The organism is Actinokineospora sp. NPDC004072 (genome assembly GCF_053604195.1).
The window spans coordinates 1-10,871 of sequence record NZ_JBSGHB010000033.1 but is presented as its reverse complement, the minus strand read 5'-3'; the positions used below and the strand labels follow the sequence as shown (position 1 = coordinate 10,871).

Sequence of the window (10,871 nt, the reverse complement as noted above, 5' to 3'; positions counted from 1 at the left end):
CGTGGCCTTCTTGGCCGCGCGCAGGAACTCGTTGTAGATCGCCTTGCGGACGTAGGCGACGGCGTTGTCCGCAGGCACCCGCCGCCACCGCTTCAGGCAGCGCAGCAGGGCCTCCTGGACGACCTCCTCGGCGTCCCACTGCCTGCCGGTGAGCATGACGGCGTAGCGCAGGAGCTGCGGATAGCGCTCCCGCACGAACTCGTCGAACTCCAGCCCCGGATACTTGTCGATCCCCACCTGCTGGCGTAGCAGGCTCATCAGCTGGGCCAAATCATGTTCGGTAAGGTCGAGCGCCTTCCCGATGGCGTCGACCAGCCCTTGGTTCGGTCGAGCTCGCCCGTTCTCGATTTGGAGAGGTACCCCTTGGAACGATGGGTGCGCCGGGCGAGGGTGTTAAGCTCATCCCGGACTGCTGACGCAGTTCGCGCAGGACGTTTCCCAGACGCCCTGGCATCTCGGCGGCGGGCCGAACGGGTACCTTGAACTGCACCACGTAGCTGAAGCGGTCGAGTTGAACAGTGAGGTCGCTGTTCCGCTCCTGCCCGCCCCGGCGGTCGCTACGGGCCACGGCTTCGGCGATGAGCCGGGGTTCGGTGGTGAGGCGGACCAGACTTGCCTCAAGGCTGGACAGAGAACTCGTGTCGAGCTTGGCCGGCAGATTCAGCAGCTCCTCGGATACGGGCGTCTCAGTGTTGGTGGTCATCGTTTCGGGGTGAAGGAGTTCGGCGCGGAGCCGGTCCAACCGTAGGAGGGCTTCTGCGCGGTCGGGAGTGGGGGCCTGTCGCTGTAGGGCCTCCACAGCCGCGTAGAGGGGCGACGAACAGCCTCAACTCCAACCCGTCGAACTCGTCGCGATCATTGTCTCCTGTCGAGTTGGTCATGGCTGTCCTCCTTCCCTGGCGGTGCGCACCTTCTTGCGGTGGCGGGAGATGGCCATCTTCAGCGCGGCCTCGGTCATGCCGACTTGCACGGCGATGTCGGAGTACTCGGCCCCGGTGCGTACCAGCCGGAGCAGGGCTTCGCGTAGGCGGGAGTCGGTGGCGGCGGCTAGGGCGTCCCCGAACTGGATGGCGGTGATGGCGAGCTCTGCCGGGTCCATGGCGGATACGGGGCCGACGTGCAGGAGAGCGCGGTTGTCCTCGACCGGCCAGCCGAGGGGAAGAAAGCTGTTGGCGCGGCTCATACTCTTTTGGCTAGCCAGGGGCATGCTCCCGGAAGGAACGTAGTGCCGCGGCCACGGTTTCCAACGCCAGTTCCTGGCGGTCGTCGTCACCGGCGGGGCTGGCCAGGTGGGCTCGTACGCCATCTGGGCTTCGGACAGGCCGACCGCGGTCGGCGACCAGTTTGAAGATCTGACCACGCCGGATTCACGCGCGCGTCACCGGCAACCCGTACCCCGTCAGCACCACGGTGAAGATCTCGTAGGCGGGTCCGCAGAAGCCGTCGCGACGCAATCGTTCAACAAGAGAGGCGTCGGCGAGCAGGTTGGCGATACGTTGGGCGGCCTGCTCGGCCTCGACGCGCTCATCCGTGGCGAACCCATCGGAGTACAGCTCGCGCAGCTCTACCCGATGCGCGAGGAACCCTGGATTTGTGGTTGTAGGTATGCGCCAAGCTGCGGCGACGACCCGCCGCGGGCATGCCCGCCCGCTGCCCTCACCCATCGCCTCCGGCCTTCCACCTCGTCCCTAGACGCCGCCTCCAAAGGCGAGGCGCCGCTCACGGCGCTTCACCCGCTCCGCAAGCTCCGCGCGTAACACGCCCCTCATAGGTCGAGCCGCACGCGCGAGGTAACACCGGGATCAAGATTTGAGGCCCTCGTCTCGCTCTCCCTGCCGTTACCTGACCTGCATGTCAGCACCTACTGCCTCTCCAAAGAACCTCAGCCCCGGGTCCGGGGCGCCGACCATCCCCCCGCGCACATCATCCTCACCGCAGCGGCCTTGTTTGGCAGCTACGATGAATCCTCGACTGGCTGGTCGGCTAGCCACGAGCCGCCCCCACCCACTGGTCCCGTCCAAGCCGGGCTACGCCGTAGCTGCCGCCCGCCGCACCGGCCGGACGCGGGTGAGAGGGGGGTGCCAAGAACTGGTCAAACACAAGACATCCAGCGATCGAGGAGAGCGCGCCACCAGTCGAGCCTTCTAGGCTGAACGGTGGACCGTGCTCACCCCGGGAGCTGATGTGGAACGCACTGTGTTTATCAACTATCGCGGTACGGACAGCCACAGCTACGGCGCCCTGCTCTACCACCATCTGGTAGGCCGCTTCGGCGAGGACCTGGTGTTCCTGGACTGCGAGTCCATTCCCGCCGGCGCCGACTTCGCCACCGAGTTGCTGGGTCGGGTGCGGTCGGCCCGCGTGCTGTTGACGGTGATCGGGCCCCACTGGCTCACCGCCACCGACCCCACGAATGGGCGGCGGCGGATCGACAACCCGGACGACTGGATCCGCCGAGAACTCCGTGAGGCGTTCGCCGCCGGTGTCACGGTGATCCCGGTGCTGACCGAGCAGATCGCCATCCCCGCGGAAGGTGATCTGCCGGGCGACATCGCCGTGTTGAGCCGCTGCCAGTACCGGCGTCTGCGTCACCACGACTCGACGGCCGACCTGGCCCGCATCGTCGCCGACCTGACCGGACTCGACCCGATCCTGGCCGACGCGCACGCAGCCAACACCGACAACGCCACCGAGCACGCGCAGGGGACCTCAGGGCCTCGCGGTGTCAGCATCAGCGGCGGGGTGCACGGCGCCGGGTCGGGCATCACGATCGGCGCCGCCACCGGCGACCACCTCACCCTCAACCCACCCCCAGCACCTCCAGCGGCGGCGGGTGGGCCGGACCACCCTCGGTAGCCGACCCGGTCCACGGGTTCACCGCGTCGGCGCCGCACCCCGCCCACCCCGACACCCCGTCCGACCCCGCGTCACCCATCAAGTCGGAGCCGGGCACCCGGATCCACGGCGGGCTCACCGCCGTCGACAACGGCACCGCCGTCGGCGCCGTCCACGGCGGCCTGCACCTACACCCCCCACCACCCCGACCACCCACCCCCACCCCGAGGCAACTCGGCCCGCGCCCGGCCGGGTTCGTCGGCCGCCTCGAGCAGCTGGCCGCACTCGACCGCGCCCTCACCCCCACCGACGACGGCGACGGCGGGGGGACGGCAGTGATCTCCGCGATCGGCGGCACCGGCGGCATCGGCAAGACCTGGCTCGCCCAAACCTGGGCCCACCGCAACCTCCACCGCTTCCCCGACGGCCACCTGGCCACCGACCTACGCGGCTACAGCCCCGGCCAACCCCGCCACCCCGTCGACGTGCTGGGCGACTTCCTCGCTGCCCTCGGCGTCGACCGCGACCGCCACCCCCCGGACCTCGACGCCCGGATCGGGCTCTACCGCACCCACACCACCGGCAAACGCCTGCTCGTCCTGCTCGACAACGCCCGCAGCGCCGAGCAGGTCCTGCCCCTGCTGCCCGGCGGCGACACCTGCACCGTCCTGATCACCAGCCGCGACCGGCTCCGCAGCCTCATCGCCCGCCACGACGCCCGCCCCATCCAGCTCGACCTCCTCACCACCGCCGAAGCCCGCACCCTGCTTACCACCGCCCTCACCGACACCCCCACCACCCCCGACACCGACCAGGCGATCACCGACCTGATCAGCCTGTGCGGGGGCTTCCCCCTCGCCCTGGGACTGATCACCGCCCGCATCCGCACCCACCCCCACCTCCTGCACGACATCGCCACCGAACTACGCGAGCTGGGCGTGGACGCCCTGGACGCCGAAGACCCCGCCGCCAGCCTGCCCACCGTCCTGTCCTGGTCCCTGCACCACCTCACCGACACCCAGCGCGAGATGTTCGCGCTGCTCGGCATCGCCCCCGGCCCCGACACCACCCTGCTCGCCGTCGCCGCCCTCACCGGCCTGTCGTCGGCCGACGCGCGCAGGGCCCTGGTGGCGCTGGACGACGCCTCCCTGATCGAACGACGCCCCGGCAACAGGTACGCCATGCACGACCTGGTACGCGCCTACGCCACCACCAGAGCCCACGACCTAGCCAAGCAGGTGTGGGAAGCAGCATTAGTGCGGGTGGGTGACTTTCACCTGCACACCGCCCACGCCGCCGAACGCCTCCTGGATCCCCACCGCCCACTCCTGCGCCCTGAGCCGCCCGCGCCCGGCGTCCACCCCCACCCGCTGCCCGACGCCACAGCCGCCATGGCCTGGCTGGAGGTTGAGCACCCCACCCTGCTGGCCACCCAACACACCGCCGCCACCCTGGGCCGCCACCACTTCGTCTGGCACCTCGCATGGGCCCTGGACAACTTCCATCTCCGGCGCGGACACGGCCACGACGCGCTGGCCGTGTGGCGGGCAGCCGCCAAGGCCGCCGCCCACCTGCCCGATCCCACCACCCGCAGCCGCGCCCACCGGCTACTCGGCGACGCCTGCGCCCGACTGGGCCTGCACGACCACGCCACCGCACACCTGAATCGGGCCCTCGCCCTGGCCGCGCGCCACCACGATTCCACCGAACAGGCCCACACCCACCACGCGCTCGCGGTCGCCTGGGGACGGCGGGGGGATGTCCGGAAGGCCTTGGAGCACGCCCGCCACGCCCTCGACCTCTTCCGCGCCCTCGACCTGCCGGTGTGGAAAGCCGTCGCGCTCAACGCGGTGGGTTGGCACGCCGCGCGCCTCGGGGAGTTCGACACTGCCCGCGAGCACTGCCAGGCCGCCCTCACCTTGCACCAACACCACCACAATACCGACGGCGAAGCGGCCGCCCTGGATAGTCTCGGCTACATCGCCCACCACACCGACAACCACCACCAGGCCCTCGACCACTACCACCACGCCCTCACTCTGCGCCGCGTCCTCGGCCACATCCACGCCACCGCGGACACCTTGGACAGCATGGGTCACCCGCACGCCGCCCTCGGCGAGCACGAGCAGGCTCGCGTGGTGTGGCGGGAGGCGCTGCAGCTGTACCGCGACCAAGGCCGCGACACCGACGCCGACCGCGTCCAACAACAACTCGACGCCCTCGACGGCACCTGACCCGCGGCCCTGTTCGACAGCCGCGACGGAAGACCCGTACGGTTGGACCACGTGGGGACGTGGTCGCGTTCTTCGCCCGCAGCCCTCGGGTCGGCCCCGTGCGCACGCGGCCGACCGGGCCGAACATGACCTGCTGGTTGAGGAACGCGACCACGCGCTGCGCCGCGCGATCGGCCACTCCTCACGGAATCCTGATGCCGGGTGCGGCCGTTTCCGCTGGCCGTCCAGCGCGCCAGGGTGAAAGTCGGCCGCAACCGGTTCGGAGGCGTTAAGGAGTCGTCAATAATGCCAGGTGGTGGTCGCGACGAATCTATTGTTCGGGCGGCAGGGCGCCGATGCGTTCCTGCGGCGCCCTGCTGGGCAGGCGTGGTCAACGTGAGGTAGCAGGTGAGGGTTGGTGTGGTGAGCCGCAGGGCGCTGCCTGGCGAGGTGTCGGGCAGGTGGGTTTGATCGGGGCTCGGTCGAAGGGCAGGCGACCGGTGTCTGTGGTGGTCGGCCACCCGGCGCGCTTGGTGGTGCTCGGGTTCGGCGTGGCCGTCCTGGTGGGGACCGGGTTGCTGATGCTGCCGGTCTCGACGCAGGAGCAGGCGGCGGCTGATGCGGTGACGGCTCTGTTCACCGCGACCTCGGCGGTCTGCGTGACCGGGCTGGTCGTCGTGGACACCGCGACGCACTGGTCGACGTTCGGGGAGGTGGTGATCCTCTGCCTCATCCAGGCAGGCGGGCTCGGGATCATGACCCTGGCCACCCTGTTGGGCCTGCTGGTCGCCGGACGGATCGGGTTGCGCATGCAGCTGACCGCCCAGGCCGAGACCAAGACCCTCGGGCTGGGCGCGGTGCGCGGCGTGGTGCTGCGGGTCCTGGCGGTCAGCACCGCGGTGGAGGCGCTGACCGCCGCCATCCTGGCCGGGCGGTTCGCCACCGGCTACGACATGAGCGTGGGACGCGCGCTCTACGAAGGCGTCTTCCACGCCATCTCGGCGTTCAACAACGCCGGGTTCGCCCTCTACGACACCAGCCTGACCCGGTATGCCACCGACCCCTGGGTGATCGTTGCCGTGTCGGCGGCGCTGATCACCGGTGGGCTCGGCTTCCCGGTGCTGTTCGAGATCGGCCGCAGGCTCCGGGGTGGACGGCGCCGCTGGTCCCTGCACGCCCGCATCACCCTCATCACCTACGCAGCGCTGGCCGTGGTCGGCATCGTGGGCATCACCGCGATCGAGTGGTCCAACCCGGACACCCTCGGTCCGCTGGGCCTGGCGGGCAAGCTGCTGGTCGGCGGCTTCCACGGCGTCAGCCCGCGCACCGCCGGGTTCAACAGCCTCGACGTCGGCCAGATGAACTCCGGCTCCCTGCTGCTCACCGACTTCCTGATGTTCATCGGCGGGGGCAGCGCAGGCACCGCGGGCGGCATCAAGGTCACCACCTTCGCCCTGCTGGCCTTCGTCATCATCGCCGAGGTCCGCGGCGAGCCCAGCGTCCACGTGGCGGGCCGCAGGCTCTCCTCGGAGATCCAGCGGCAGGCGCTGACCATCGTGCTGCTCGCCGTAGGCGCGGTGGCGGTGTCCACCCTGGCCCTGCTGCTGCTCACCGACTTCACCCTCGACGCGGTGCTCTTCGAGACCGTCTCCGCCTTCGCCACCGTCGGCCTGTCCACCGGCATCACGGCTTCCCTGCCCCCAGCAGGCCAGCTGCTGCTGGTGGGGCTGATGTTCCTGGGTCGGCTCGGTCCCATCACCCTCGCCGCCGCACTGGCCTTGCGCGAGCGGCCCCGCCGCTACGAACTACCCGAGGAGCGACCGATCGTTGGCTGAGAAGAAGAACGTCCCCCGCCCCACCCGCGTCGTCGTCATCGGCCTCGGCCGGTTCGGCAGCTCCCTGGCCCGCGAGCTCAGCGTCCACGGCAGCGAGGTCCTGGCCATCGATGCCCGCCCGGCCGTCGTCCAACGCTACGCCGACGACTTCACCCACACCGCGGTCGCCAACACCACCGACGAGACCGCCCTGCGCCAACTCGGCGTCCCCGACTTCCACCGCGCCGTCGTGGCTATCGGCACCGACCTGGAAGCCAGCATCCTCACCACCTCCCTGCTGGTCGATTTCGGCATCCCTAACATCTGGGCCAAGGCCACCAGCCGCCAGCACGGCCGCATCCTGGAGCGCGTCGGCGCCCACCGCGTCGTCCTGCCGGAACACGAGATGGGGGAGCGCGTGGCGCACCTGGTCACCGGCCGCATGCTGGACTACATCGAGTTCGAGGACGACTACGCGATGGTCAAGACCCTCGCCCCCACCGACACCCTCAACGTGCCGCTGGGTCGAAGCCACATCCGCGCCAGGCACGGCGTCACCGTCGTCGCCATCAAGCGGCCCGGTCAGGACTTCACCTACGCCACCGCAGACACCGTCGTCGAACGCGGCGACCTCCTCATCGTCGCCGGACGCACCCGCCAGGTGGAGACCTTCGCCGACCTGTCCTGAGAAGTCCACGTGCTGCACGGGCCGGTGCTTCACCGGCCCGGCCGAGGGCGGGTCAGCCGGACCACGACGCCGGGGATCGCGGCGGCGGCGCAGGTGAGGAGGACGACGGCGGTCGGTAGGGGTTCGGTGCCGAGGAAGGTGGTGAGGGGCGGCAGGGTGATCGCGGCGAGGTGCAGAGCCACGGCGCCCGCGATCGCGGCGTCGAGGAAGCGCGGGCGGCTGCCGGGGGCGCGGAGCGCGACGGCGACGCCGAGTTGGGCCAAGCCCAGGCAGAGGAACACCGCGGTCTGCCACGGCCGCCCGTCCGCCGCCGCCCAGACGCCGACGGCGAGCGTGACCGCGGCGATGAGCGCGCCGGTCCACGCGACCCGGCCCCACAGGCCCGCCAGGATGGCGGTGTCGGGGGCCAGCGGGGGGCGGCGCATCAGGCCGGGCGCCGCGGGCTCGGCGCCGATGGCGACGCCCGGGAGCCCGTGGGTGAGCATGTTGATCCAGAGGATCTGGGCGGGCAGCAGGGGGACCGCCAGGCCGATCAGCGGGCCCAGCAGCATCACCGCGATCTCGGCGGCCCCGCCGGAGAGGGCGTAGCGCAGGAAGGTGCGGACGTTGGCGTGGATGCGCCTGCCTTCCTCGATGGCGTGGGACACGGTGCTGAGGTTGTCGTCGGTGAGGACGAGGTCGGCGGCTTGGCGGGCGACCTCGGTGCCGTCGCCGCCCATGGCGATGCCGATGTCGGCGCGCCGCAGCGCGGGGGCGTCGTTGACGCCGTCGCCGGTCATGGCGACGATGTGGCCGCGGCGCTGCCAGTCGGCGACGATGTCGAGCTTCTGCTCGGGGCGCACGCGGGCGTGGACGGCGTCGGCGTCGGTGATGCCGACCCGGGCGGCGATGGCGCGTGCGGTGTCGGGGTGGTCCCCGGTGATCATGAGCAGGCGCACGCCCGCGTCCTGGAAGCGGGCGACGGTGCCGGCGGCGTCGGCGCGCGGGGGGTCGGTGATGGCCACCAGGCCGACCGCTTCGCCGCGTTCCGCCACGGCGAGCACGCGGTAGCCCTGGGCGGCCCAGCCGCGCACGACGGCCTGGGCGGGGTGGTCGGTGGCCAGCAGGACCTCGGGCGCGCCCTTGGTGATCTCCAGCAGTCCGTCGTCCGGGGTGGCGTGGGTGGTGGTCATGCGCTTGGTGGCGCTCTCGAACGGGACCTCGGCCACGCGCGGGTGGCGGGCCCGGACGCCGTCCACGTCGATCCCGGCCTTCGCGGCGGCGACGACGAGGGCGACCTCGGTCGGGTCGCCCGCCGGGCGCCAGCCGCCGTCGGCGTCAGGTGGGAGCAGGTCGGCGTCGTTGCAGAGCACGGCGTCGCGCAGCAGGTCCTCGTAACCGTTGCCGGTGATGGTGCCCGTGGGGTCGTAGCCCGTGCCGGTCAGCGTCGCCTCGCCGCCACCGGGGGTCCACATCCGCTCGACGAGCATGCGGTTCTGGGTGAGGGTGCCGGTCTTGTCGGCGGCCAGGACGGTGACCGAGCCCAGCGTCTCCACCGCGGGCAGCGCGCGCACCACGGCGGCGCGGCGGGCCATCCGGTGCGCGCCGAGGGCCAGGGCGAGGGTGACGACCGCGGGCAGCGACTCCGGCACGGCGGCGACGGCGAGGCTGATGCCGGTGAGCGCGACCTCCCCGATCGGGCGGCCCTGCACGAGGCCGATGGCGGCGACCACCGCCGAGAGGCCGAGGGCTGCCGCGGCCAGCAGCCTGCCCAGCGCGGCCAGCCGCCGCTGCAGCGGGGTCGGCCTGGTGCCCTGCCCGTCGAGCAGGGCGGCGATGCGGCCGAGCGCGCTGTCGGCCCCGGTGCGGGTGACCCGGAACGCGCCGCGGCCGCGGGTGACGACGGTGCCCGCGTGGACCTCGCCGCCGTCCTTGTCGACCGGGACGGACTCCCCGGTGAGGGCGGCCTCGTCGACCTGCAGGTTGTGGTGGGACAGCAGGTCGCCGTCGGCGGGGACGATGTCGCCCGCCTCCAGCAGCACCAGGTCGCCGGGAACGACGTCCTCGGCGGGGCGCTGCGCGGCCACCCCGTCCCGCACGATGCGCGCGGTCGGCGCGGACAGCTTGCGCAACGCGGTCAACGCCCGCTCGGCGCGTAGCTCCTGGATGATGCCGACCGCGGTGTTGAGCACGACGACGACGGCGATGACGACGGTGTCGGTCACGTCGCCCAGCGCGGTTGAGAGCGCCATCGCGGCCAGCAGCAGCATGATCATCGGATCGCGCAGCTGCGCTGCGGCCCTGGACGCCACGCCGGGGCGACGCGGTTCCGGGATGATGTTGCGCCCCTCGCGGTCCAGCGCCTCCGCGGCGTCCGCTTCGGACAGTCCGAAGGCGCTTTCCCCGGTCGTCTGCGTCATGGGTCAAGCCTGCGGCAGAGGAGCACGAGCGCGGCAGGAGCCAACGTCGGCCCTGCGGTGGCGCAGGTCCCGTGCGCGGGTGGGTCGAAGGTCCTGCCCGCTGCGCCGCTTGCGGCACGGCGGCCGGGACCGCCCGCTCGGCGAGGGTGGTCGCCATGAGCACGAGTCCCGGATCACGGCGGTCCCCGCCGACGCGCGGGTGACCGGGCTTTCGCTGCGGCGCTGGAACGGTGTCGTCACCGCGGCCGAGTTCGGCGGGTTCCTGCTGCTCGCGGTGGTGGGTGCGGCCGTTCCCGCGCTGGCGGCCGCGGGCGCTTCGGGCAGGCCGCGGTCCTGCGGGCCGTCGTGCCCGGCCTGTCGGCGCCGCGCTGGGTCGGGGCGACGGCAGCGGGCGCGCTGGTCGCCTGCCTGCTGGGACTCCTCCCATCCATCCTGCTGTCGCCATGGGCGCTGACCGGCCTGGCCGCGTTGCCGCTGACCATCGGGTTCGCCCAGTGGCTGGTGCTGCGCCGCCACGTCCCCCGCTCGGCGGGCTGGATCGCGGTGACCGCGATGGCCTGGGTGGCCGGGCTCGCCGCCTTCCTCGCCATCGCCACCCCGCTGTGGCACGGGGACAGGTCGTCGTCGGGATCGTGGCGGTCGGCGCGGTCACCGGGACGGCACCCCCGGGCAGGCGGTCGGGCTCGCGATGGGCGCCGCGATCAGGAGGTGGCCGGATCGGAGGCGGACGCGGTCGGGGTGACCTCGGCCGGCGCGCTGGTCGGCATCCTCACCAGCGCGGACCTCGTGCGGGTGCTCGCCGGTCAGCGGTCACCCTGGGTCGGGGTGCCCTTGCGGAGCTTGCTGGCGAGGACGGCGGCTTGGGTGCGGCGTTCCATGCTGAGCTTGGCGAGGACCTTGGAGACGTAGTTCTTCACCGTCT

Annotated in this window: 9 protein-coding genes and 1 pseudogene; 4 read left to right on the top strand and 6 right to left on the bottom strand. The window is 71.9% G+C overall.

Annotated elements, in window-relative coordinates; all coding sequences use genetic code 11:
- From ACWEPX_RS31415 to ACWEPX_RS31400, 4 genes are all read right to left on the bottom strand, one after another.
- A partial coding sequence (locus tag ACWEPX_RS31415) for a sigma factor (protein WP_451900900.1) occupies positions 1 to 258 on the bottom strand: 258 nt, incomplete at its 3' end.
- A 13-nt stretch (positions 259 to 271) separates the two neighbouring features.
- Positions 272 to 703 carry a hypothetical protein gene (locus tag ACWEPX_RS31410; RefSeq protein ID WP_451900899.1) on the bottom strand — a complete coding sequence of 144 codons (432 nt, stop codon included), beginning with the start codon at positions 701 to 703 and terminating at the stop codon, positions 272 to 274.
- Positions 704 to 877: 174 nt separating this feature from the next.
- Positions 878 to 1,183 (bottom strand): hypothetical protein, encoded by a 306-nt coding sequence (locus tag ACWEPX_RS31405; protein ID WP_451900898.1) that lies wholly within the window; start codon positions 1,181 to 1,183, stop codon positions 878 to 880.
- Between the two features lie 184 nt (positions 1,184 to 1,367).
- A complete protein-coding gene (locus ACWEPX_RS31400) occupies positions 1,368 to 1,664 on the bottom strand; it encodes a hypothetical protein (protein WP_451900897.1) in 297 nt (98 codons plus the stop codon).
- Positions 1,665 to 2,196: 532 nt separating this feature from the next.
- On the opposite strand from ACWEPX_RS31400, the gene ACWEPX_RS31395 reads away from it, so the two are divergent.
- The 4 genes from ACWEPX_RS31395 to ACWEPX_RS31380 all read left to right on the top strand — a co-directional run bounded on the left by ACWEPX_RS31395 (position 2,197) and on the right by ACWEPX_RS31380 (position 7,550).
- Positions 2,197 to 2,856 (top strand): toll/interleukin-1 receptor domain-containing protein, encoded by a 660-nt coding sequence (locus tag ACWEPX_RS31395; RefSeq protein WP_451900896.1) that lies wholly within the window; start codon positions 2,197 to 2,199, stop codon positions 2,854 to 2,856.
- A gap of 314 nt (positions 2,857 to 3,170) precedes the next feature.
- Positions 3,171 to 5,069, top strand: a complete 1,899-nt coding sequence (locus tag ACWEPX_RS31390; protein ID WP_451900895.1) for a tetratricopeptide repeat protein — start codon at positions 3,171 to 3,173, stop codon at positions 5,067 to 5,069.
- Between the two features lie 479 nt (positions 5,070 to 5,548).
- On the top strand, positions 5,549 to 6,883 hold the full coding sequence (locus ACWEPX_RS31385; RefSeq protein WP_451900894.1) for a TrkH family potassium uptake protein: 1,335 nt from the start codon (positions 5,549 to 5,551) through the stop codon (positions 6,881 to 6,883).
- On the top strand, positions 6,876 to 7,550 hold the full coding sequence (locus tag ACWEPX_RS31380; RefSeq protein ID WP_451900893.1) for a potassium channel family protein: 675 nt from the start codon (positions 6,876 to 6,878) through the stop codon (positions 7,548 to 7,550). Before ACWEPX_RS31385 ends, ACWEPX_RS31380 begins: the two co-directional genes overlap by 8 nt.
- Before the next feature lie 29 nt (positions 7,551 to 7,579).
- On the opposite strand, the gene ACWEPX_RS31375 is transcribed toward ACWEPX_RS31380, so the two are convergent.
- Both ACWEPX_RS31375 and ACWEPX_RS31370 read right to left on the bottom strand, forming a co-directional pair.
- Positions 7,580 to 9,949, bottom strand: a complete 2,370-nt coding sequence (locus ACWEPX_RS31375; RefSeq protein ID WP_451900892.1) for a cation-translocating P-type ATPase — start codon at positions 9,947 to 9,949, stop codon at positions 7,580 to 7,582.
- Positions 9,950 to 10,752: 803 nt separating this feature from the next.
- Positions 10,753 to 10,871 (bottom strand): annotated as a pseudogene (locus ACWEPX_RS31370) (DNA-binding response regulator); the annotation flags it as partial.

Excerpts from the sequence above, each read along its gene's own strand:
- ACWEPX_RS31405 (WP_451900898.1), bottom strand. The coding sequence starts at position 1,183 with ATGAGCCGCGCCAACAGCTTTCTTCCCCTCGGCTGGCCGGTCGAGGAC.
- ACWEPX_RS31410 (WP_451900899.1), bottom strand. The coding sequence starts at position 703 with ATGACCACCAACACTGAGACGCCCGTATCCGAGGAGCTGCTGAATCTG.
- ACWEPX_RS31375 (WP_451900892.1), bottom strand. The coding sequence starts at position 9,949 with ATGACGCAGACGACCGGGGAAAGCGCCTTCGGACTGTCCGAAGCGGAC.
- ACWEPX_RS31400 (WP_451900897.1), bottom strand. The coding sequence starts at position 1,664 with ATGGGTGAGGGCAGCGGGCGGGCATGCCCGCGGCGGGTCGTCGCCGCA.